The sequence below is a fragment of the Acinetobacter sp. BY419 genome, from assembly GCF_019038395.1.
GTDB lineage: Bacteria > Pseudomonadota > Gammaproteobacteria > Pseudomonadales > Moraxellaceae > Acinetobacter.
The window spans coordinates 1-23,480 of the sequence record NZ_JAGFXZ010000036.1; the positions used below are offsets into that span (position 1 = coordinate 1).

18 protein-coding genes and 1 tRNA gene are annotated in these 23,480 nt (G+C 43.8%); 5 read left to right on the forward strand and 14 right to left on the reverse strand.

What is annotated here, in order from left to right; all coding sequences use genetic code 11:
- Window positions 1–104 precede the first annotated feature (104 nt).
- The 8 genes from KUG37_RS12405 to efp form a co-directional block, all read right to left on the reverse strand.
- Window positions 105–181, reverse strand: a tRNA-Val gene (locus tag KUG37_RS12405).
- A 46-nt stretch (window positions 182–227) separates the two neighbouring features.
- The gene (locus KUG37_RS12410) at window positions 228–2,222 is read right to left on the reverse strand and encodes a DUF3488 and transglutaminase-like domain-containing protein (protein WP_216936865.1); all 1,995 of its coding nucleotides are present in this window, start codon (window positions 2,220–2,222) and stop codon (window positions 228–230) included.
- A 13-nt stretch (window positions 2,223–2,235) separates the two neighbouring features.
- Window positions 2,236–3,141 carry a DUF58 domain-containing protein gene (locus KUG37_RS12415; RefSeq protein WP_216936843.1) on the reverse strand — a complete coding sequence of 302 codons (906 nt, stop codon included), beginning with the start codon at window positions 3,139–3,141 and terminating at the stop codon, window positions 2,236–2,238.
- 12 nt (window positions 3,142–3,153) lie between these two features.
- A complete protein-coding gene (locus KUG37_RS12420) occupies window positions 3,154–4,116 on the reverse strand; it encodes an AAA family ATPase (RefSeq protein ID WP_216936844.1) in 963 nt (320 codons plus the stop codon).
- A gap of 100 nt (window positions 4,117–4,216) precedes the next feature.
- Entirely contained in the window at window positions 4,217–4,888 is a 672-nt protein-coding gene (locus tag KUG37_RS12425; RefSeq protein WP_216936845.1) for a hypothetical protein, read from the reverse strand.
- A 233-nt stretch (window positions 4,889–5,121) separates the two neighbouring features.
- Window positions 5,122–5,427, reverse strand: a complete 306-nt coding sequence (locus tag KUG37_RS12430; protein ID WP_216936846.1) for a YbdD/YjiX family protein — start codon at window positions 5,425–5,427, stop codon at window positions 5,122–5,124.
- Between the two features lie 7 nt (window positions 5,428–5,434).
- Window positions 5,435–7,534: a carbon starvation CstA family protein gene (locus KUG37_RS12435; protein WP_216936847.1), complete on the reverse strand. Its 2,100-nt coding sequence runs from the start codon at window positions 7,532–7,534 to the stop codon at window positions 5,435–5,437.
- 172 nt (window positions 7,535–7,706) lie between these two features.
- Window positions 7,707–8,276: an elongation factor P gene (gene efp, locus KUG37_RS12440; protein ID WP_005096501.1), complete on the reverse strand. Its 570-nt coding sequence runs from the start codon at window positions 8,274–8,276 to the stop codon at window positions 7,707–7,709.
- 381 nt (window positions 8,277–8,657) lie between these two features.
- Here efp and epmB point away from each other — a divergent pair, with 381 nt between their 5' ends.
- From epmB to KUG37_RS12455, 3 genes are read left to right on the forward strand one after another with little or no spacing between them, the layout of a single operon-like run.
- Complete coding sequence (gene epmB, locus KUG37_RS12445) at window positions 8,658–9,680, forward strand: EF-P beta-lysylation protein EpmB (RefSeq protein ID WP_216936848.1); 1,023 nt, start codon at window positions 8,658–8,660, stop codon at window positions 9,678–9,680.
- Between the two features lie 9 nt (window positions 9,681–9,689).
- Window positions 9,690–11,435, forward strand: a complete 1,746-nt coding sequence (locus KUG37_RS12450; RefSeq protein WP_216936849.1) for a GTPase — start codon at window positions 9,690–9,692, stop codon at window positions 11,433–11,435.
- Window positions 11,417–13,570: an EAL domain-containing protein gene (locus tag KUG37_RS12455; protein ID WP_216936850.1), complete on the forward strand. Its 2,154-nt coding sequence runs from the start codon at window positions 11,417–11,419 to the stop codon at window positions 13,568–13,570. Before KUG37_RS12450 ends, KUG37_RS12455 begins: the two co-directional genes overlap by 19 nt.
- Window positions 13,571–13,669: 99 nt before the next feature.
- Here the strand turns inward: KUG37_RS12455 and rpmE are convergent, their stop codons facing one another.
- The 4 genes from rpmE to KUG37_RS12475 all read right to left on the reverse strand — a co-directional run bounded on the left by rpmE (window position 13,670) and on the right by KUG37_RS12475 (window position 17,793).
- The gene (gene rpmE, locus KUG37_RS12460) at window positions 13,670–13,894 is read right to left on the reverse strand and encodes a 50S ribosomal protein L31 (RefSeq protein WP_004279743.1); all 225 of its coding nucleotides are present in this window, start codon (window positions 13,892–13,894) and stop codon (window positions 13,670–13,672) included.
- Window positions 13,895–14,089: 195 nt separating this feature from the next.
- Window positions 14,090–15,070: a bile acid:sodium symporter family protein gene (locus KUG37_RS12465; RefSeq protein ID WP_216936851.1), complete on the reverse strand. Its 981-nt coding sequence runs from the start codon at window positions 15,068–15,070 to the stop codon at window positions 14,090–14,092.
- Between the two features lie 151 nt (window positions 15,071–15,221).
- On the reverse strand, window positions 15,222–15,623 hold the full coding sequence (gene gloA / locus KUG37_RS12470) for a lactoylglutathione lyase (protein ID WP_216936852.1): 402 nt from the start codon (window positions 15,621–15,623) through the stop codon (window positions 15,222–15,224).
- Window position 15,624: 1 nt separating this feature from the next.
- The gene (locus KUG37_RS12475; protein WP_216936853.1) at window positions 15,625–17,793 is read right to left on the reverse strand and encodes an MFS transporter; all 2,169 of its coding nucleotides are present in this window, start codon (window positions 17,791–17,793) and stop codon (window positions 15,625–15,627) included.
- A gap of 230 nt (window positions 17,794–18,023) precedes the next feature.
- Between KUG37_RS12475 and KUG37_RS12480 the strand changes: the two genes are divergently transcribed.
- Window positions 18,024–20,615 (forward strand): Lon protease family protein, encoded by a 2,592-nt coding sequence (locus KUG37_RS12480; protein ID WP_367947478.1) that lies wholly within the window; start codon window positions 18,024–18,026, stop codon window positions 20,613–20,615.
- Window positions 20,616–20,706: 91 nt separating this feature from the next.
- On the opposite strand, the gene grxD is transcribed toward KUG37_RS12480, so the two are convergent.
- Window positions 20,707–21,048: a Grx4 family monothiol glutaredoxin gene (grxD, locus tag KUG37_RS12485; protein WP_216936855.1), complete on the reverse strand. Its 342-nt coding sequence runs from the start codon at window positions 21,046–21,048 to the stop codon at window positions 20,707–20,709.
- Window positions 21,049–21,209: 161 nt separating this feature from the next.
- Between grxD and KUG37_RS12490 the strand changes: the two genes are divergently transcribed.
- Entirely contained in the window at window positions 21,210–22,421 is a 1,212-nt protein-coding gene (locus KUG37_RS12490) for an aspartate aminotransferase family protein (RefSeq protein ID WP_216936856.1), read from the forward strand.
- A 57-nt stretch (window positions 22,422–22,478) separates the two neighbouring features.
- Here KUG37_RS12490 and KUG37_RS12495 read toward each other — a convergent pair whose 3' ends face one another.
- Complete coding sequence (locus KUG37_RS12495) at window positions 22,479–23,408, reverse strand: LysR family transcriptional regulator (RefSeq protein WP_216936857.1); 930 nt, start codon at window positions 23,406–23,408, stop codon at window positions 22,479–22,481.
- Between the last annotated feature and the right edge of the window lie 72 nt (window positions 23,409–23,480).

Here is a 23,480-nt window from a genome sequence, read left to right on the forward strand (position 1 = left end):
AATATTTAGTTCAGTCGTGGCGGAAATATGAATGAAATAAAAATTAACATATTTTTATAAGGCAATAAAAAAAGCCCATTCAAAGAATGGGCTTTTGGGAATCTTGGTAGGTATATCCAGACTCGAACTGGAGACCTCTACGATGTCAACGTAGCGCTCTAACCAACTGAGCTATACACCTAGGATGCAGGCATATTATAAATTTTTTCTCCTTAAGACAAGCCTTTTCATTTAGTTTTTAAAACATCCGCGCAAGTTTTAAGCAAATCCTTGAATTTTTTCACTTCTTGTTCAGTCATTGTTATTCCTGAATACAGGTTTTTTTCAAAAATCTGTATGGCTTGAATAAATACAGTCTGGTTTTCAAGCTGAACCCGTTGGGATAAACGCTGCATCCAATGATGAAAAGTTTCAGCAGGCTGTTTTTTGAGATCGTCAGCTAAAGAATGATTCAGCTGTTGGATAGCACGATCATATGGAGATTGAGCTTGTCGGGCTTTTAGATAAATTCTAAAAATATAGGCTAGAATCAGCAGTGCAATACTGCCGAGCAAAATCACGATACTCGAATAAGCCGAACCCAGGCCCAATTTTGATAACCAGCCCTGCTGTGATTCTGCATTATAACCGACCACCTTACTTTGCCACTGGTAGCTGGCATAATCGCTCCAGATTCGCATCTTGGTCATCCACTGATTATTCTGCGATGCCCAGGTCGAATTATTTGACCAGACTCTTTCATCTTGAGACATCAGGTTTTGCATCCCGTTATCTATACGCTGTGGTGCAATCATGGCGGTTGGATCAAAGCGTTGCCATTTCTGATCAATCCATACCTCTGTCCAGGCATGGGCATCCAGTTGTCGGACTTCCCAACTCTTGCGATCTGGCGCCAATTCCCCACCTTGATAACCTGTGACTACCCGTGCCGGAATTCCAACATAGCGCATCAGCATCACAAAACTTGATGCATAGTGTTCACAAAATCCTTGACGGGAATTAAACAGGAACTCATCTATCCGGTTTTGTCCCAACTGGCCCGGTTTCAGGGTATAAACAAAGTTATTCTGCTGATACCAGTTCAAGACCTGCTGCACATAACGGCGTGGATCTTCAGCACTTTGGTCATACAGCCTTAGCGCCAACTGTTGTGCTCGAGGGTCCAAGCTACGTTGCACTTGAGTATTCATTCGCGCGATATATTGGCCTGGCAAAGCCTGAGGATTATATTGTGTACCGATCCACTGAAGGGGAATTGGTTCAACGCGTTGTGTGAGCCGTCGCGGCACAATACTCCAGTCCTGACGATTGTAATAACGGCGCTCTACAGGTACCGATTTTTCCAGCCCCATGATCCAGAATACCGAAGGATCCGCAGCCAGATATTGATAGTTCCAGCCTGCAGGTACAGGAGATGTATCCATGGGTTGTCGTATTAAAGGCTGCTGATTGACGAAACTGCTGGTCCAGCGCTGGCCATCATACTCATCCAGCACCAAGGCCCGCCAATACAGTTCTGAACGTGGTGGGAGCTTGCTGACATCACCGATGATCCTGAATGCCAATGCACTGGATTGCGATAATTCAGCAATATCGCCAGGCGACATACTGTCACTAATGCCAGTTACACCTTTATTTTCTGGGATGGGAATATGCCAAAGTGGTGGCAAGCGCGGGAAGAAAATAAATAGCAGGATAAAAAATGGAATGGCGTACAGGATAAACTTGCCCACATGTTTGGCATCCTGTTGCAATGCTGCGCGCTGGGTAGTCTGTTTCTGCTCAAACTCGCTGGTCTGAATCCGGTACAGGCCAATCAGACAGCTGATTAAACACAGCATAATCACGATTGCCATCCCAAATGACTGACTGTATAAAAATGAACTGGCAGCGACAAACAGGGCAAAATTAAACAGGATAATCAGGTCACGCTTGTTTTTGCTTTCCAGTGATTTGGCAAATAAAAATGTAGATAAAACCGCCACCCCGGCATCGATGCCGATAAAACTCTGATAACTCAAATAAATACTGCCCAGTGCCAAAACCGTCAGCAGGAAAGTACCGATTTTTGGAAATTGCTGCTGACGTTTCTGGTAAATCCAGATACACACAATACTGATGGCAAAAATTATACTGAGTAGCACAGGAATAAATGCCATTTGGGCAATGAGAATCAGGCCTAGCGTCAGCACAATCGAGGTACGGATTTTTGCATTCATTATTTCTTTACCCGCGTTAGGCCTGCGCCAACAATTGTTTTGCTTTACGCAGTTGCTCTTCGCCTGCACCTTGTGGCAATTCGGCCTGTGGCAAATGCAGTGCATAAGCACATTGCTGCTGCCCGCATTGCTCTACCAGTCCCATCATAAATTCAAGTTTTTCTTCATGTGACTGAGTCGGCATATGTTCATAATGAATCTCGATACTGTGTTTATCCTGATACTGCTCAAAGACTTTGACATACAAGCCTTGTCCACGGGCAAACTGCTTCCAGGATACGGACTGCAAGGAATCCCCAGACTGGTAATTGCGTAATTCACGAAACTCATCCATATCCAGCTCAAAGCGGTTGAGATAATACTTATTTTCGGTAGTAAAAACTTCAGCTTTGGGAGCAATCCAGGCAGAGTGCTGATGATAAAGATAGGTCCATGCCCGTACCAGACCAAAGGGATAGACTGAATAAATCCGGATTACTGGATAATCAAATTTGCCACGGTGCTCTGCATAAAATGGCAAAATAAATTGCTGCCTTGCTGCATCCAGATAAACTTTCGCTAGCTGGTCCCCTGCTTTAATATACAAATAACGTGGCCGAATCTGCTGCTGGTGAAAATAAATATGCAGGTTCAGGCTCTGGCCTACTTGCCCGACATCATCCGCGATCAATTCGATTTTCAAGTCATGTAACTGTTTAAACGTCAGATAAAAACTGACACACAACACCGCACTGATCAAAAAGCAGAAACCTAAAATCAGGTTATTGGCATAATTCACCCCTGCCACAAAGGTGATCAAGATCAACACCAGATACAGATAACCCTGCCGATAAATAAATATCAAGACATCTTTCTGCGAGAGCTGTTTCTGCTGAGAAAATTGAAAGCGTTTGGCCAGCCATTTTTGCCAGGTTTTATCCAAGGGAGGACTCCTTTAGCTGACTGCAACCTGCTGCATAATATTCAAGGTTTCGGACTCACTTAAACCCAGACGATGTGAGGTCACCGCGACAAATACGGCCTGTACGTCATCCGGCGTGACAAAAGTACGTTGCTGAGTCAGGGCATGTGCTTGTGCCGCTCGCTTGAGCGCCAATAAACCACGTGTGGACAGGCCATGGCGGCTTTTACGAGTCTCTTCCGCCAGATCCAGCATATACTCCTGAATCGCTTCACTGATAAATATCTGATGTGCCAGACTTTGCAGATCTAGAATTTCATCTTCATTAAAAATATGCGCCAGACTCGCTATCAGGGCATAACGAGACTCCTGCTGTAATAGCAGTTTTTCCGCATGCCGCGATGGATAACCCATAGACAAACGCATCAGAAAACGGTCAAGTTGCGATTCGGGTAATGCATAAGTACCACTTTGAAACAGCGGATTTTGCGTGGCAATGACCCAGAAAGGTTTAGGCAAGGCATAACGTACGCCATCGATGGTGGCATAGCCCTCCTCCATGGCTTCAAGTAAAGCACTCTGGGTTTTGGGGCTAGAACGGTTGATCTCATCTGCCAGTAAAATCTGGGTAAAAATTGGACCTTGCTTAAACTCGAATTGATGTTCTTTCTGGTTAAACATATTGATGCCAATGACATCACTGGCCAGCATATCATTGGTAAACTGGATCCGCTGAAACTTCAAACCGGCCAGATGTGCCAGACTGCTCGCCAATGTGGTTTTTCCCAGTCCGGGTAAATCTTCAAACAGGACATGCCCACCAGCAATCAGACAGCAGAGTGCCAGTTTCGTCTGGGCATGTTTGTCCAGCACAATGGCATTGACTTCTTCAAAAAAACGCTGGATCTTGGGTGCATAACTTGCAATCTTCTGCTCAAGTACTGTATCGATGTGTGCAATGTCATTAATTTCCTTTTGTTTCATGCCCCAGATCACAATAAATTCCTTAATAAAACATGGCCTATGATTAACATACACTGATTTACTTATTTTCTAAATAATTCAAGGTGCTCTGTTTCAAAAAGTCACCTTATCCTTAAGCTACCTTTACTTCTTCTACAGAACTATCTTCGTGATTTTTTCTTGAATTATTGGATTTTAGCTCACAAAACCTTTTAACTAATGTAGGCTTAAAACCTTGGTAAAGTAAAACGAATCCAACTATGAATAGGAAAATTGCATTAACCCACGCATTCATAAATACATCTGAATTAATAGAAGCCTTCAAATTGAAAAAATTCATCGAAACCATGATTAGAAAAGGTAAAAGCCCTAAACTACTAAGAGAAAAATAAAACCCAACACCAGCATAATAATTTAACTTTATACGTTTATCAGACATTATTTTTTGTGGAGTTATTACGCTCTCCTCTATCTTAATATCATCCTTAATTCGGTGATAGATACGAATCGCTTCCGTTATAGTTTCTCTTGATAGAATGTAATTAGCCATTTCTTTGGAACAATATTGACAGCCAATTAGAGCTTTCAACTGTGATTCTTCACATAGTCGTTCATAATTCAGCTTCAATTCACTGTTCAAAAAATTCTTTTCATGAAACACATAAGTTTCTTCAAACTTTTGAATCAATCTTTTCTTATTGAGATCTTTAATTGTTAAAAAGCCTGTCAGTAAGGCCTGCGCTTTATATATAGTGAAACCAGCTACTAAAATAAATACAATACTTGGTGAAGGATTTGAAGCCATCAACTTCACCAATTCAAATAGATCGTTCATTTTTCATTCTTGCACTTATTTTATGTAAGTTAGCTTATTCCTATAAAGTCTATTAAATCAACCAAAAGAATTCATATTTCAAGAGTTATTTAACGTATATAATCAAGTATCAAGGCCATACCTAAAAAGTATGAGTAAAAGAGATTTTTCCCTAAAAATGAATATAAAAAAGCGCCCCGAAAGGCGCTTCTTTTATTGATCGATTAACATGGACATTTCTTTAAACCACCGCCTGCCGATGGATAACGCGAATCCACACAGTGACGATAAAATGTTTTCGGGTCCATCGCTTCCAGATCCGGATGATGCTTGCGCATATGCTCCACATAGGTCTGGTAATCCGGTACACCAACCATCAAGCGGAAACTTTGCTGCAAACGTTGCCACAAGGTCGCAATACGTGACCAGTTTTTCGGATTCAGGATCAAATCTTTTTGTGACATCACGGTCATCTTGATGATTTTATAAATCATCATTTTCCCGCTTTTGGCAAACTTCAGATTCATCACATCCCCCTTAATGAACTTTTGCTGGCTGAATCTCTTCAGGATCGCGATAAATCGCTTCTGCTTCATGCACAGATGGTTCAGGATCTGCCAAGGCACGACGGATGACCCGAATCGCGGCAAACAGCATGACAAAAGCCACAATCATAAAGAAGGCACAGAGTGCAGCATTAATCTGGTTCGACATCGCTACAGTTTGCATTTCTGCCACTGTTTTCGCTGGCGCCAGAATTTCATTATTGGCAATGGCCGTATTGAAACGATCAGCTTGTGCCAGGAAACCAATCTTTGGATTTTCATGAAAAATCTTCTGCCAGCCCGCAGTCATGGACGTAATAAACAGGAATACAGTCGGGATAATCGTCACCCAGACATATTTCTGTTTTTTCATCTTGAATAGAATGACAGTCCCGAGAATGAGAGCCATCGCAGCCAGAATCTGGTTACCAATACCAAACAGCGGCCATAAGCTGTTAATTCCGCCCAGTGGGTCAACCACACCCTGATAGACGAAGAAACCCCAGCCTGAAACTGCAACCGCAGTACCCAATAGGTTTCCGAAGAAGTTATGTGATTGTTTTACCGCAGGAATCACGATACCAACGGTATCCTGAACCATAAAGCGACAGGCACGCGTACCGGCATCTACAGCAGTTAAAATGAACAAAGCTTCAAATAAAATCGCAAAATGATACCAGAACGCCATCATTTCACGGCTATTGAAAATTTCCGTGATGATATGTGCCATACCAATTGCAAAAGTTGGCGCGCCACCCGTACGTGACAGAATCGAGCTTTCACCGACTTCCTGTGCCAGTAAAGTCAAGGCTTCAGGAGTTACCACGAAACCAAGGGTACGCACCGCTTCTGCTGCACTTTCCGCGGTAGTACCGAGTAGTGCGGCTGGCGAGTTAATCGCAAAATAAATTCCTGGATCCAGAATGGCAGCACATATCAAGGCCATGATCGCAACGAAAGACTCCATCAACATACCGCCATAACCGATCACCCTGATATCGCGTTCGTTATTGACCAGTTTCGGCGTAGTACCAGAAGCAACCAAAGCATGGAAACCGGAAATCGCACCACAGGCAATGGTAATAAACAGGAACGGGAACATGGAGCCTGCAAATACAGGACCAGTACCATCGATAAATTTGGTTACCGCAGGCAGTTTCATTTCAGGCATGGCAAACAGGATACCAATCGCCAGACCAGCAATTACGCCAATTTTCAGGAAGGTCGATAGATAATCACGTGGTGCAAGTAATAGCCATACAGGCAATACCGATGCAATGAAGCCATAAATGATCAGTGCCCAGGTCAACTCAGTCCCGGAAAGCGTAAAGAATGGACCCCAATATGGATGTTGTGCGATGTTTTCACCGTAGATAATGCCAAGCATCATCAATACAAAACCGATAATCGAGACTTCAGCAATTTTACCCGGACGGATAAAACGCATATAGATGCCCATAAAGATCGCAATTGGAATGGTGGCTGCAATACTGAACACCCCCCACGGACTATTGGTCAGGGCTTTAACTACCACCAGCGCCAATACCGCCAGGATGATAATCATCACGCCTAGGGCACCGAGCATGACAACAATCCCGGCAAAAGTACCCAGTTCCTGCTTGGCCATTTCACCAAGTGAACGACCGTCACGACGGGTAGAAATAAACAGCACCAGGAAATCCTGAACTGCGCCGGCCAGTACCACACCGACCAGGAGCCAGATGGTCCCGGGTAGATAACCCATTTGCGCTGCCAGGATCGGACCTACCAGCGGGCCTGCACCGGCAATCGCTGCAAAGTGATGGCCAAACAAAACGCTTTTGTTGGTCGGCACATAGTCCAGACCATCAGCCAGGCGATGTGCAGGCGTTAAACGGCGCTCATTCAGCTCAAAGACTTTGTTGGCGATAAACAAACTGTAAAAACGGTAAGCAATACTATAGATACAAACTGCTGCAAGTACCAACCAGACTGCATTGACATGCTCACCCCGACTCAGTGCCAGAACTCCAAAGGAGATTGCACCGACAATGGCTACCAAAAGCCAGATTATTCTAGAAGTCAGCGTCGACTTCTTCTGTAAAGTTTCCATTCAATCCCTCATATTGTGATGCGTACAAATCAGCGCGATTATTGTTGTTCGAGGTACTGCTGTTTTCCCTTGCGACTTTACGCCTGTTCTTTTTGTTTGCCTCTAAGACTTTGGCATAAAAAAAGGGATGATTCTAGATCATCCCTTTCGATAATAGTCTATTTTAAAACCATTATGCACGTTCTAAATAGTCACCAGTACGGGTATCTACACGAACGCTTTCTTCTTGCTGTACGAATAATGGAACACGTACTACCGCACCTGTTTCAAGTTTCGCCGGCTTGCCGCCACCGCCTGAAGTATCACCACGAACACCTGGATCGGTTTCAACGATTTTAAGTACCACGAAGTTCGGTGGAGTCACGTTTAAAGGGACGCCATTGAACAACATGATGGTACATTTTTCATTTGAATCGTCTTTTAACCATTTTGCAGCCTCGCTCATTGCTGTTTTATCAGCTGCGATCTGTTCGAAGGTTACAGGATCCATGAAGTTCCACATTTCGCCATCGTTGTACAAGTATTCCATTTCTACTTCAACGATATCAGCCGCTTCTAGGTTCTCGCCTGATTTGAAAGTTTTTTCCAGAACTTTACCTGATTTAAGGTTACGTAATTTTACCCGGTTAAAAGCTTGGCCTTTACCTGGTTTTACGTATTCATTTTCCATGATTGAACATGGGTTGCCATCAAGCATAACCTTAAGGCCTGACTTGAAATCATTCGTAGAATAATAGGCCATGACTGGCGGACTCCAAACTTACTAACTTTAATCTATAGATGCTATGGGCTGTTGCGATGTCATTTAGCAAGTCTGACATGAACATAATTTGCCACAAGCACATTCATTTAATGCTGCGTATTCTAAATGAGCAATATGCTTTGCCGCAATGAAAAATTCCGCTTTAACCCGTTCATGCTGTTTAAGTTACAATCAGACATGAAAATCCTTTGTTTATTCGTGTCTTGCTCAACGTTAAAATGTCATCAGGTGAGCATGTAGATCTGTATATCTTAGCCACTATCCATTTTAGAACGCAACGGGGCATTCTGCTTCCCTGCGAACTGTTAAACTTCGCCTATCAGGCTTTGTCCTCTCACTTAATATTGTTAATCTTCCGGCATGACGAACTATTTATATCAAGAACAAAACTGGCAATCACAGCTTAGCGAGCTGATCACTGATCCACGCGAACTGCTTGAAGTACTGCAACTCGCACCAGAGCAGCTGCTTTCAGGTGCTATTTTAGCCTCTGAACAGTTTAAATTGCGTGTACCACGTGCTTTTGTCGGCAAAATGCAGGCCGGAAATCCTTTAGATCCACTGCTGTTACAAGTCCTGCCCCATCATCTGGAACTGGAAGAACATCCAGGATTTGTCACCGACCCCTTGGGCGAAGAACAGGCCAACCAGCAACCCGGCGTGCTACACAAATATAAATCCCGTTTCCTGCTCACACTGACTGGCGCCTGTGCTGTACATTGCCGTTATTGTTTCCGCCGGCATTTCCCCTATCAGGAAAACCTGCCTAAGAATGAAGACTGGATAAATATCAAACAATATCTGGGAAGTCAGCCTGATATTAATGAAGTGATTCTGAGCGGTGGTGATCCACTGACTTTATCGAACCGAAAATTAAAAATCTGGATTGAACGGCTAGAATCAGTACCACATCTCAAATTCTTAAGAATACATTCACGAGTTCCTATTGTGATCCCCAACCGAGTCGACGAAGAGCTACTTAGCATGTTAAAAAACAGTAGGCTACGTATTATTCTGGTGGTACACTCAAACCATGCATCGGAGCTGGATGACGTCACTTGTACGCGTTTAAACCAGCTGGTTCAACATCAGATTACCGTGCTTAATCAGGCGGTTTTATTAAACGGGGTCAACAATTCTGCTCAGGTTTTAGTGGATTTAAGCTATCGCTTGTTTGATGCCGGGGTCATGCCTTATTATTTACATGTACTTGATAAAGTAAAAGGTGCACATCATTTTGATTTAGCTCCTGACCATATTAATGAGATTTATACAGAAGTTTTAGCGAACCTTCCGGGGTATCTGGTTCCTAAACTGGTTCGAGAAATAGCGGGCGAGAAGAATAAGACACCGCTTTTTGGGGTTTCAACATTTTTGAGTTAAATAATAAAGATGAGCACGCATACTTCAGACATTTTTCAGACACCGACTGAACTTAAACGAGAGCAGTTGAGCTTTTGCCCAACCACTGCCAAGGCTTTGCAGGAATGGGTTACGGGAATTTCGATTCTACAGCTGGGGAATTCATCCAAATCCCTGTTTAATGCCTTATTGGAAGTTTCCGAGCTGAAATGTGCAGAAACCCTGCGCTTTGACCTGATTCAGGTTTTGCATCCAACCATTGAAAATGTCCTGAGCAGTCTGGAAAAACATTTCGTCAATCAGGGACTGATCACTTCCGACCGGAATGATCAAATCATTGAGCTGGCCATGCTGCTGCGCAGTCATTTTGCCAAAATTTATATTGATATCGTCAAGCGTTGTAACCATCAGCTGACCCATCAAAAGTTTTCGCTATTTTCTCTGGGTAAAAAGAAGAGCATTCAGACTGCCCGGATGGTGTCGATTTATTATGCCTTGCAACAGCTAAGCCTGTTGTTATATCAGCAGCATATGTTGTATAGCACGCCAGGTCTGGGGCAATGGCTGGCTGCCCATCAACTGCTTAAATGTGCAATAGACAACAATTTCTACCAAAGCAATATCAATCAGGTCTTAGGCACCCAGCATGAGATCCAGAATATTGCGCATGCCTATGCCCAGCTGATTTTACTGGATATTTTCAATACTCATCAGATCCGGCCTGCAGAAATTCAGGGGCTGTATCTCTGTAGTTTTGACTGGGCCAAACTGGTACAGATCCTGCCGAAGGAAACCACGCTGTCCCGTTATGTGGTCGATGCCAGCAAAGATCATCCACCGATCTTTAATTCACACCAAGAAGCACAGTTTCAGCCAAGCTTCTATATTTCTACTCAGAATCTGATGGATCATTTAACGGATACCCAAAGCAAAAATGCCCAGTATCTGTCGCGTAATGAAAAACTGTTCCTGACCCCGGCACTGCATTTTCATATCTATAACCTGCTTTCGAACAATGTCGAACGTCGTCATGAACGTTATGAATATTCAGCACAGATCAATATCTGTTTTGGCTTAACGGTGGCGCATTTTTACCTGTCTAAAGGTAAAAACTTTAACGAAACACTGGAACTCGACGCTAATTATAATTTCCAGAGCGAAAGCAGTTTTGTCAGCTCAATGGAAAATACCATTCCAAGCGGTTTTAGCAGCATTAAGGCGCTCGATCGTGAAACCAAGCAGATTCATAGCGCTGAAGTTCTGGATATTAGTGTGAATGGTTACCGGATTAAATGGACCGGCATTACCCCTGCCAATCTTAAAACCGGTGAATTTATCCTGGTTCAGGAAAAAACACAGAGTCAGTGGCGTGGTGGTGTGATTCGATGGATCAAACAGTCAACTGATAAGAGCTTGGAAATTGGCCTGGAAATTCTGGCACAAGAGCTCTTTCCTTGTGCAGCCTATACCCGTACCGAACGCCATCATGTTAATTATCAGCCTGCGCTTCTGGTAAAAATGACACAACTGGACCAGGTCTCGACCAGCCTCATTGTGTCCGGCTCCCATATGTTTAGGGAAAAACAAACGATTCATTTACGTCTCGGTCAGGAAGAACTCAAAGTTTATCTGACCAAAGCACAACTGATTACGCAAAGTTTCATCCGTTTTGATTATGAATTACTCAATGATCAGGAAGAAGAGATGATCGAAAACTTTATCGATCAGCATATGAATGAAAGCAGAAATCATGATTTATGGGAAGCATTGAAGTGAGAAATCCATTATTGTCTAAAAAGTTAAAACGTACTGAAACACGTTTACTGATTATTGATGATAATCAAATTAGATATAATCAAATCTGTGAGCTTCTGACTAATCACGATTATCAGGTCGATGCTGTTCTGCTGGATGATCTGAAATCTTTTGAAAAACAGTTGAATTTCAACTGGGATCTAATTATTTTTGGTCGTGCTTATGACCTTAAATATGAACAGGCCTTAAGCCTAGTACGTCTTTCGCAGCAACCCAATCTGCCGATGATTTTACTTAAACCGGATGATTACCAGGCTGAACAATATGCGCAATATATCCGTAAAGGGATCTATGACATTCTCAATTTTGATTACCTGGAACGCTTTTATGTGGGACTGGTTCGAGCATTGTCATTCAGCCGTTTGTCGCAGACCCAGCAACATTTAATGAATGAGCTGGAAACAGCACAAATTCAGACACAATCTTTAGTCGATGACAGCAACCGTGCTGTCGCTACCATTCAGGAAGGGATTCATATTCAGGCCAATCCAGACTATCTGAAACTGTTTGGCTTGCAAAATGAAGATGAGATTATTGGTCTACCACTGTTAGATCTGCTCCAGCCTTCAAATTTGAATGATTTTAAAACGCGTTTTAAAAAGATTTCTCAGGGTCAGTTTGATTTAGGTCGGATCGAAATCCAATCTCTTAATCCGCATGTGTCAGCATCTAATCCCTTAAAACTGGAATTCTTGCCTTCAACCTCTGAAGAAGATGCAGTGCAAATTAGCATTGATGCTCAGTCAAAAATGCTTACTTCCGAAAAAACACCTGGAAAACCAAGCACCTTCCAGTCACTTAAACGTGAACTGAACAAGCAGTCTGCACCGGTGAATGCCTTAGTTACTTTCTCTTTAAGTGCATATGACCCGGAAGTTCTGCAGTCTGACTGGGCCACTTTTAATGGCTACTTTGAAGCAGTCAAAGAGTTCCTCAAGGAACAGACCCATACCCCTCTGTTTAAACTAGAATATGACGTCGTTGTCGGTCTGTTTCAGGCAGATTCTAAAGCAATTCTTGAATCCAAACTGATCAGTCTAAATGCCTTAAGCAAGCCACAACTCATTACAGTGGAACAAAAGTCATTCCCTCTGAATCTACGCCTTGGCTATGTCATGCTCGAACAGGGCTTGCAGGATGAAATGCACTGCAATACGCTGATTGCACAAGCATTCTCCAGCCCTTTACCTAAAGCAGAAGTAGCATCTGAGTTTAAACTCGACATTCCAGCCTCATTGAGCAGTCCAACCTCTATAGACATGCCAAGTATAGACTTTAGTGTTGCTGAAGCACCAATTGCTAACCCAACAGTTGCAGCAGTCACCGCTATTTCTAACGCTACACCTTCTATTCTAAAAGCTTTAAGTGAATGTCTAGAACGTGGCGAAATCCTTTTAAAATATCAGCAGCTTTATGATAAAGAAGATACGGATCTCTACACATATGAAGTGACCAGTGGTTTTATCTATGAAAATAAATGGCAGGATATTTCTAACCTTGTAGAACTTCATGAAGATGACGAACTGTCCATTAAACTGGACCGCTGGATTTTAGTTGAATCCAGTAAGCAGCTACATAACTTTATTGTCCAGTATCCGGATGCCCGTTTAATCGTGAACTTAAACCGTGCCGTGTTGTTCAAAGATCGTACTTTCCCAGAGTTTATTTCCAAGCTGATTACGATCATCCGCAGCAAACTGCAGCATCCACTCACCCTGCAATTTTCTGAAGAAGATATCCTGATGAACCAGCATGATGCCCAGAAATATCTCAGAACCTTACGTGAGCATGGTGCCCTAATTTCACTGCGTGACTTTGGTCATTCTATGTATAGCGAGACTTTATTGCGCGAGTTCGATATTAATGCAGTGTCTTTAGACACCGAATTGACCCAGATGCTGAACAGTGACACTGGAATTGAACAACTGCAGGAAAAAATCACCAGCTATAATGAGATCAAGCCACTCAGTATTCTAATCCGTGAATTAAATGACATGACCTTGTTCGCCAATGCATGGAATGTGGACGCCCGCTTTATTCAGGGGAATTATTTCCAGAAAAAACTGGATCATTTGATTGATGTACAAGAGCATTAAGCGCTTTTACAAACCTGTAAATTTAGGACATGCAATTATGATTTCCTAAATTGCAGGCACAAAAAAACGGGCTTTAAGCCCGTTTTTTCATTTTGGGTATTAACGTTTAACAGAACGTGACATACCAGCAAAACGTTGTTTGAACTTGTCGATACGACCACCAGTGTCAACGTTCTTTTGCTTACCAGTGTAGAAAGGATGGCAAGCTGAACATACGTCTAGATAAAGAGTTTCTTTACCAAGAGCTGAACGAGTTTCGATTACATTACCACATGAACAAGTAGCAACTAAAGTTTCATATTTTGGGTGAATATCGGCGCGCATCGTCGATTACTCCATTAGATTCAAGAAGGTTTAGCTGTCATCGCTATTGATCACTCTCAAATGAGGAAGCAGGAACAAAGTTCATGCAGATCAACACCACAACAGACCATTCTTTTGGCCCACCGAGACGAATACCGTCAGAGCTAAGCACAACAAGTGGACATTATTATACGTGAAACGAATTCAATATGCGAATTATTCTTCTGGTTCTGATTCAGCTTCTTTGGCCCATACATTGGCAATAATCCCGCAAACCATCAATTGAATCTGATGAAAAATCATGATCGGCAGGACAATCATACCCAGTGGCTGGCCAATAAATAAAATCTGTGCCATTGGTACTCCACTGGCCAGGGTTTTTTTAGAACCACAAAAGAATGCCGTTTTCTGGTCAGCGCGGCTAAAGCCCAGCCAACGCGGTATATACAGGGCTAACAGCATCACGATAGTAAGTAACACCGAGCACGCCAGCAATAGCAACAACAAGGTGCTGAGACTGACTTCATTCCAAAGCCCGGCCACCACGGCGCTACTAAATGCCCCATAAACCACCAGTAAAATCGAACCTTGATCGAAAATCTTGACGATTTGTGGCATTTTCATCATATAAGGATAAATCCAGGGACGCAGAACCTGCCCTAAAATAAACGGTACCAGTAGCAGCAATGTAATCTGGATAATCGAGGTGGTCGGATCAAAACCATGATCAGATTGACCGAGAATAAAGAATGCCACCAAGACCGGAGTTATAAACATGCCGATGAGATTGGAAAAAGAGGCACTACACACAGCCCCTGCGACGTTGCCATGTGCCACTGAGGTAAAGGCGATTGAAGACTGCACCGTAGATGGCAAAAAACACATAAACAGAAAGCCCCAATACAGCTCCTGCCCGAGCATCGGCAATAAAACCGGCTTGGCCAAAAGTCCTAAAATTGGAAACAAGGCGAAAGTCAGCGCAAAAACCAAAGTATGCAATCTCCAGTGCATAATGCCTTCTACGACTGCTTCACGGGACAATTTGGCGCCATGCAAAAAAAACAGGATAGCAATAGCTCCCGTCGTCACCCAGCCAAATACTTCAGCTGCCTGCCCCGAAACTGGCAATACACTGGCCAGCACGACCATCACAAATAACAATATCGTAAAACGATCCAATGCCAAGAATTTAAGCATATCCCTTTAATCCCTCAGATTTTAGATTTTATTGTTTGATATAAAAATGCCCGGCTATCTTAACAGATGCCGGGCCCATGCTATGCACTCAGATTGATGTAATATTTTCATCTATACGTGAATGTATTTCATCTATCACGCTACCTAACACTTAGTTATTACGTGCATCCTGATCTTGCTGGATCAGCTCGATTTTATAACCATCTGGATCTTCTACAAATGCAATCACAGTCACGCCACCTTTCATTGGACCGGCTTCACGCACAACATTACCGCCACGCGCTTTAATCTCTTCACAAGCCTTGTAAGCATCACCGACTGCGATTGCGATATGACCATAACCATTGCCCAGCTCATAGTGGTCTGTATCCCAGTTATGCGTCAGTTCAAGTACGGTGTGATTCTCTTCATCGCCATAACCGACAAAAGCCAGGGTGAAACGGCCCTCTTCGTAATCACGCTTACGAAGCAAAGTCATGCCAAGTACTTCAGTATAGAACTTGAGGGATTGTTCTAAATTGCCTACACGTAACATGGTATGCAGCATGCGCATATTAATCATCCTTCTGTACAGATTGTTGTTGGTGTTCACCGAGCAGTTTTCCGACCCAAACCACCAGAATCAGAATAGGAATTCCAATGAGAGTGGTCATCAGGAAGAAATTCGGATAACCGATATTGGTCACTATAGTACCCGAATATCCGCCTAAAATCTTAGGGGTAAGGGTCATGAGTGAGCTAAAAATCGCATATTGAACCGCAGTAAATGACACACTGGTCAAGCTCGACAAGAATGCAATAAACGCGGCACCTGCAAGCCCGGCAGCCAGATTATCGACAATAATGGCAAAATAAAGCCACTTGTCGCTATAAGGTTTAATCACCTTGCCACTGACTTCGATCGTGTCTGAACTACTGCCATCTACCACTGCCAAAGGCAGAATATCGACATCCAGATTCTGGGTATTGTTCAGCTGATCATTCACCTGATACACATGCGTGGTTTGCTGAAGAGCTTGGTCATCTTGCATCAAGACTGCACTGATAATATGTGCAGGTGACTGAATCAGTTGTTGTGCTGGAATTGCTGCCGTAAAGATGCCTTCACTTTCTAATTTTGTCTCAATATTCTGATCATTGATTTGCAAAACAATCTTTTGATTCTGTCGCAAGGCTTCACCGAGATATTGGCCCCGTACCACAATGGTCTTGTCCTGTTCAGCTACAGTGAGCGTATTGTCACTGGTGATCGGCAGGATCTGCAGCTGGGTGTTGCCATGTTGTGCGGTTAAATATGGCATGCTGACCTGGACAGGTGCCTGAGTAGCTTGATCCGGATTTAGATAACTTGCTGTCACTTGCAGCTGCTTACTCTGCGCTAAAACATCACTGGGGACATTCAGCTTCCAATAACCCACTTCATCGGTATCTACCTGATAAACCTGATTTCCGGCCTTCACTTCGACAGCTGCCAGTTTTTCACCAGATTTGACCAGTCCGATAAAAATCAGGTTGGTAGAACAGGCCAGTACAGCACCGACAAACATCAATTTCAGAATGTTTATCTTCTGTGCCAGTAAACCACCCAGAAAACCACCAATTAAAGAGAAAATTACCCCATAAACTTTAACCGCCTCGGCAATCTGCTCCTTACTGAAATTCAGGTCCTGATAGAACACATTGGAAATGACGCCGGCGATAATATCGGAAACCCGATAAAAACCGATCAGCAATAACAAGACCAAAGCCAGTTTTAAACCATAACGCTTAAAGAAGTCTGCAACCGGATCGACCCAGGTTTCATAGGCCATCTGCTTGTTGACCGCCCCCATTTTTACCAAGCTTGCGCCAATGGCAAAGGCCACTGCACCCGAGCCAATAAAACGTAAGGCCTCAAAACAGAACAAGGCGAAGGTATCTTCAATAGCAAACTGTTGTTTGATACTGCCTACCAGATTGCCTGAATAGATATAGCTCAGTACAAAACTGATCACCGCAACAAAGAACACTGCGACCAAACGGAAATAATCACTGCGCACATAGTGCTTGCGTACACGGTTAACGTGCGGCTCGCGGATAGACAGTGTGGTGACAATACCAACCAGCATTACGGCAGCCATGGCTATATAGGTCCATTTCCAGGCATCATAAATATAATTGCCTTTTGCGGTACCCAAATAGGCAGCAAGGAACAATGCCCCCGCACCAGCGACAATCATCCCGATCCGGTAGCCGGCATTATAGGTCGCAGCCAGCACGGTCTGCATCTGGGTTTCTGCCAGCTCGATCCTGTAGGCATCAATCACAATATCCTGGGTTGCTGCGGAAAATCCGAGCAGCACTGCCCCTAGCGCCATTTGCTGTAAATGACTCGTTCCCCGTGCCGGATCAGAAAATGCCATAATCAGAATGGCACAGACAATCAGAATCTGTGCGATCAGCAACCAGGCACGACGGTGTCCCAAGGCCTTGGTCAAAAATGGCACTGGCAGTTCATCAATGAGCGGTGCCCAGACGAATTTAAAAGAGTAGCCCAATGCCGCCCAGCTAAAGAAAGTTACGGCACTTTTACTGATTCCGGCCTCACCTAACCATAAAGACAGACTGGAAAAAATCAGAAGAATCGGGACACCGGCCGAAAACCCCAAGAACAGCATGATCAATGCACGTCGATCTAAAAATGCTGTAAATGCGGATTTCCAACCCGTCGTTTGTGTTGTCATTGCTTTATTATTTTCCGCAGAAAAACCAATTGCTGCTATTCAATCCTGTAATAGCGTATCTTTCAACAAGATTTCTATATTTATCACATTTTCGATTTTTTATTTTCTGGCAAAAGCGACATGTTGGCTTGAATTTTTCAGGCAAATCTGTATACCTTAACTCTTATCAACGTAATATTTCGTTTTGGATTTCAACAGTGACCCAGAGACTCGATCAAATTAATTCTTCTATCGCCAGCAACAATACGACAACACCAGAAAACATCCGCTCAGATTTACTCATCTCGGCATTTGAACAAAGCGAAATTCACAACACCCTTGAGCATACCCGCTTAAAATCAACACAACTGACGCACATTCCTAACCTAGAAAAAATTCCTGCGTCGACCAAACGGATCAAACCCCTTAATAATTTTCTGGGGCAAGACCGTGCACGTGCCTCGGTAGAGGCCGGGATTGCTTTACCCTATTCAGGCTATAACATTTTTGCCGTGGGTACAGCTGGCCTCGGTAAACGCACCATGGTGAAACGCTTGCTGCAACAGCATGCCAAAACCATGGACACCCCAAATGACTGGGTCTATGTCAATAACTTTCAAAACCAGCGCCAGCCAATTGCCTTGGAACTCCCTCCAGGCCAGGGTCCAAAATTCCAGGCCATGTTAAATCAATGCTGGCAAACGATTCTAAAACAGCTCGAACGTCGTTTTACAGCAGAAACCTATCACAACCGCATTGAAATGATTCGTCAGGAAACTGGTGATGAACAGCAACAGGCGCTGATTGAACTGACCCGTGAAGGTGCGGAACTGGATTTGAAGCTGATCTCGCGACATGATGAGCATTGCTTTATACCTGTGCATCTTATCGATGACAAATTACAGGAAATGTCTCAAGAAGACCTGAATGCTTTAAGTAATAAAGATCGTGCAGAACTCGCTTCCAACATGCGCTATATGGACAAAAAGCTGGAACGTCTGGGTTTGCACCTGGGTGATCTGGAAGATGATGCACGTGATCGCGTACAGGTGCTGAATCGTGATATTGCCAAACAGGTGGTTCTGCCGCGAGTAGAACAGATTCTGGCAAAATTCAAACATGTGGAAGGTCTGGAAAATTACCTGAAGTATTATGCTGAAGACATTATTAACAATGTCGAAATTGTGCTTGAACAGGAGGAAGATGATTTCACCCCGGCCCTGTTCAGCCGCGTACCGGCACGTTATCAGGCCAATGTCATTATTACGCACAAACCCAACAGTGGTGCGCCAGTCATCTTTGAAGATTTCCCCACACATTATAACTTACTGGGTCATGTGGAACAGCTGACCCAAAATGGCACCATCACTACCGACTTTACCCTGATTCGTCCAGGCACCTTGCATAAAGCCAATGGTGGCTTCCTGATGCTGGAAGCAGAACAATTACTGGAACAACCTTATGCATGGCAAGGCTTGAAGCGTGCACTGAAATCCGGGCACTTAAAACTGTCTTCGCTTGAGCACATGATCACGCTGACCGGCAGTATTTCGATCGAACCGGCATCAATTCCACTGAATATCAAAGTGATCTTGCTGGCTGAGCCTGAAATTTATTATGAAATTTTAGAGCTTGAACCAGAACTCGGTAGCATCTTTAAGATCCGTGCCGATTTTACCGACACATTACAACGTAATGACGAAAACGAGCAGGCCTATATGCAGCTGATTGCCGATTATGTGCAATCCGATAAATTATTGCCTTTTGACCGTTCTGCATTGGCGGCACTGCTGACAGATTCCAGCCGTCAGGCCGAAGATCAAAGCTCATTGTCATTACATGCTCTGACCTTGGGCGATCTGATCCGTGAAGCGCATCATCATGCTTTCAAGGCAGGTGACAAGATGGTTTCGGAAAAGCATATCAATACCGCGCTGGATCACCGCAAATATCGTCTCGGCTATTTACGTGAACTGTACTGGCAGGATCTGACCCGTGGTACCCAACTGATTGAAACCCGCGGCCATCGTCTGGGACAGATTAATGCCCTGTCAGTGATTCATTATGCTGATGTGGAATTTGGTCTGCCTTCACGTCTGACGGCTTCAGTTTATCAGGGCGGCGGCGACATTCTGGATATTGAACGCAGTGTAGAGCTTGGTGGTTCTTTGCATGCCAAAGGCGTGCTGCTGATGTCCTCTTTCCTGAAAGCACACTTTGGTCGTGAACAGACTTTACATTTCTCAGCCGCACTGGCCTTTGAACAAAGCTATGGTCAGGTCGATGGTGACAGTGCTACTGTTGCAGAACTATCTGCACTGCTCTCTGCGATCAGCCAGTTACCGATTGACCAGTCCTGGGCCATTACCGGCTCCATGAACCAGCTGGGTCAGGTTCAGCCGATTGGTGGCGTGAATGCCAAGATTGAAGGTTTCTTTGATGCCTGCAAGCTGCAAGGTCTGACCGGCAAACAAGGCGTGATTATTCCACGTCAGAATATGCAGCACCTGATGCTGCGTAAAGATGTCACCATTGCGGTCGAGGAAGGCCAATTCCATATTCATGCGATTGATACCATTGATCAGGCACTTGAAATACTCATGGCTCGCCCGGTAGGCACTCTGGACAAAAAAGGTCGTTATAGCAAAAATTCAATCTATGCCGCCGTCATGGCACAGCTGGATTATTGGCAGGCGATTGAAGATGGTGCTGAACTGGTCGAAGTACCAAAGAAAAAGAAAAAAAAGAAGAAAAAAGACAAGAAGCAAATCCTAGAGCCGAAGATTGAACTTGAAGCGGGTCATGTTCCGGTTCAAGAGCCAAACGCAACGACGGAAGAGTGATCCTGTCGTTGCTCTGTCCTAAAAATAGATATAAAAAAAGCGCTTCTCAATGAAGCGCTTTTTTTATATCTGGGCTTAATTCAAATCTTAATTAAGCATCAGCTGCAGGGCTGTACTGTTCAACCAAAGGCTTTAATTCACCTTTCTGGAACATGTCGAGCATGATATCACTACCGCCGATCAATTCACCATTGATCCAAAGCTGTGGAAAGGTCGGCCAATTGGCGATTTGTGGTAACATCGCACGAATATCCGGGTTTTCCAGAATGTTTACATAAGCAAACGGACGACCAATTTGACTGAGTGCTTCTACTGCACGTGCAGAAAAACCACATTGTGGAAATTGCGGTGTGCCTTTCATGTAAAGAAGTACTGCATGTTTAGCAATTTGGTCACGAATTAACGCTTCGGTATCGCGTGCTTGTTCAGTCATTGATAAATCCTCAACTCATCTGTCTCGCATTATACCCAAATCGAGACAAAACAGTATGTCTAAAGCAATAATTCCAATTTTATTTACAATTACCCTTTAAATCTGAGCGGGTTTTTGCTTATAGTAAGTTTTTCTTTCCACCTAACAGTTAAGAGTTAGTCATGAATAATATTACCCTCGCACCGGTACAAACTGATCAACCTTCTCACTTGATGCCTGTTTTTGGCCGTCAACCGATCAGCTTTGTTCGAGGACGAGGTGCATATCTTTATACCGAAGATGGTACAGAGTATCTAGATGCATTAACCGGAATTGCGGTATGTGGTTTGGGCCATGCACATCCAGTGCTTGCTGAAGCAATTGCTGAACAGGCAGCGACCTTGATTCATACCAGCAACGTGTTTGAAGTACCCTGGCAAACCGCTGCAGCCCAAAAACTGGCAGAAGTAGCCGGCATGGAAGAAGTATTCTTCTCGAACAGTGGTGCAGAGTCCAATGAGGGTGCAATCAAGATTGCGCGTAAATTTGGTCATATGCAAGGTATTGCTTTGCCGAAAATTATTGTGGCGGATCGTTCTTTCCATGGTCGCACCCTGGCTACCCTGTCTGCAACTGGCAATAAAAAAGTTCAGGAAGGCTTTGGTCCGCTGGTTGAAGGTTTTATTCGTGTACCTTTTGGTGATATCGAAGCGATTGAAGAAGCTGCGCTCAATCACCCGGATATCGTAGCCATTTTAATTGAGCCAATTCAGGGCGAAGGTGGTGTCAATACCGCACCTCAAGGTTTCAGCTATCTAGAAGAGATTCGTCAGATCTGTAACCAGCACAACTGGCTGATGATGCTGGACGAAGTGCAAACCGGTAATGGTCGCACGGGTAAATACTTTGCTTATCAGCACACCAACATTATTCCTGATGTACTGACCACAGCCAAAGGCCTAGGTAACGGTTTCCCGATTGGTGCCGTCATGACTCAAGGTCGTGGCGTTGGCGTATTAACTGCAGGGAATCACGGCTCAACTTATAGTGGTACAGCACTGGGTTCGCGTGTGGTGTATACCATTCTCGATATTATGCAAAAAGAAAACATTGTTGCCAACGCTGCTGAAAAAGGCGCTTACATCGTTGATCAGCTACGCAACAAACTGGCGGATCAAAATGTCATCGTGCGTGGTTTCGGTCTGATGATCGGGATTGAATTACCAAAAGAATGTGGTGATCTGGTCGCAATTGCACGTGATGAATACAAAACCATCATCAATGTGACTGCTGGCAATGTCGTTCGCCTGTTGCCTACCCTGAACATTACTCAGGAACAGGCTGATCAGTTGATTGAGCGTTTAGTGAAAATGATCAAAGCTTTTTTGGCATAAACCCCGCTCTTAAAAATAAAAAAGCCGCTTGAAAGCGGCTTTTTTATTTTCTGCATTTTATGATGCGGCTTGTAACATACGTCCGCCAGAAATCTGGCTAAAATATTGTTTCAATGTATCAAGACAACGAAGAACTTTTGTAGGTTGTGGTTCACGTTTCGGCATAACTGCATAAAGCGTAATCGGTGGAAGTCTCCATTCAGGCAAAACTTCAACCAGGGTACCGTTGAGTAAGTCTTTTTTAGCATCAAGATATAAAATTTTAGCAATACCATTACCCTGCAAGCACATCGATTTTGCCACCAGACCGTTATTGGTACTGAAACGGGATTTCAGTTCAAACTCTGCATTTTCCGCGGTATTTACATGCTGAAAATGGAAATATTGATGGTTTTTGATATGCGTTAACGGCATCACGTCATGATTTTGAAGATCCTCAGGACGTGAAATAATGGTGTTCTGATTAATATAACTTGGTGCAGCAACCAGAATTTGCTCAATCTGCATCAATGGCACAACCTCCAAGTTATGCTCATCGTTTTTCTGTTCGAATCTCAGGGCGATATCAATACGCCCATCCAACAAATCAACCTCATGATGGTTTGTTTCCAGATGTACTGCTAGGCCCCGATGTGCGGACATCCAGTGAGATAGTGCAGGAATCACATGATTCGCACACAGTTCTGGCAAAGATACAATGCGCAGCTCACCCACGAGATCATCACGTAACTCATTGATCCGGACTTTACCGCGTTCAGCAGCAGATAACATTTCTTGACAGCTATGGAAAAAAGCTTGTCCCGCTTCGGTCAGACTTAATTTTCTCGTCGAACGATTTAAAAGTACTACTTCTATATCTTTTTCTAATGAGCGAATCTGTTGACTCACGGCACTGGTTGTAATCCCTAATTCACGGGCAGCGCCGCTAAACGAGTTTTTCTCCACAACACAAGCAAAGACACCCATTGCTCGAAGTTGATCTAACATAAATTTCCCTCTAAACTTATGAGATGCTCCATATCACTTGATAAAAGCAACTTATTGTATTATACGGTGAAA

Coding starts and splice junctions, on each gene's coding strand:
- epmB (WP_216936848.1), top strand. CDS start 8,658: ATGACGAACTATTTATATCAAGAACAAAACTGGCAATCACAGCTTAGC.
- KUG37_RS12465 (WP_216936851.1), bottom strand. CDS start 15,070: ATGCTTAAATTCTTGGCATTGGATCGTTTTACGATATTGTTATTTGTG.
- gloA (WP_216936852.1), bottom strand. CDS start 15,623: ATGCGCATGCTGCATACCATGTTACGTGTAGGCAATTTAGAACAATCC.
- KUG37_RS12490 (WP_216936856.1), top strand. CDS start 21,210: ATGAATAATATTACCCTCGCACCGGTACAAACTGATCAACCTTCTCAC.
- KUG37_RS12455 (WP_216936850.1), top strand. CDS start 11,417: ATGGGAAGCATTGAAGTGAGAAATCCATTATTGTCTAAAAAGTTAAAA.
- grxD (WP_216936855.1), bottom strand. CDS start 21,048: ATGACTGAACAAGCACGCGATACCGAAGCGTTAATTCGTGACCAAATT.
- KUG37_RS12495 (WP_216936857.1), bottom strand. CDS start 23,408: ATGTTAGATCAACTTCGAGCAATGGGTGTCTTTGCTTGTGTTGTGGAG.
- KUG37_RS12450 (WP_216936849.1), top strand. CDS start 9,690: ATGAGCACGCATACTTCAGACATTTTTCAGACACCGACTGAACTTAAA.
- rpmE (WP_004279743.1), bottom strand. CDS start 13,894: ATGCGCGCCGATATTCACCCAAAATATGAAACTTTAGTTGCTACTTGT.
- efp (WP_005096501.1), bottom strand. CDS start 8,276: ATGGCCTATTATTCTACGAATGATTTCAAGTCAGGCCTTAAGGTTATG.
- KUG37_RS12425 (WP_216936845.1), bottom strand. CDS start 4,888: ATGGCTTCAAATCCTTCACCAAGTATTGTATTTATTTTAGTAGCTGGT.
- KUG37_RS12475 (WP_216936853.1), bottom strand. CDS start 17,793: ATGACAACACAAACGACGGGTTGGAAATCCGCATTTACAGCATTTTTA.
- KUG37_RS12435 (WP_216936847.1), bottom strand. CDS start 7,534: ATGGAAACTTTACAGAAGAAGTCGACGCTGACTTCTAGAATAATCTGG.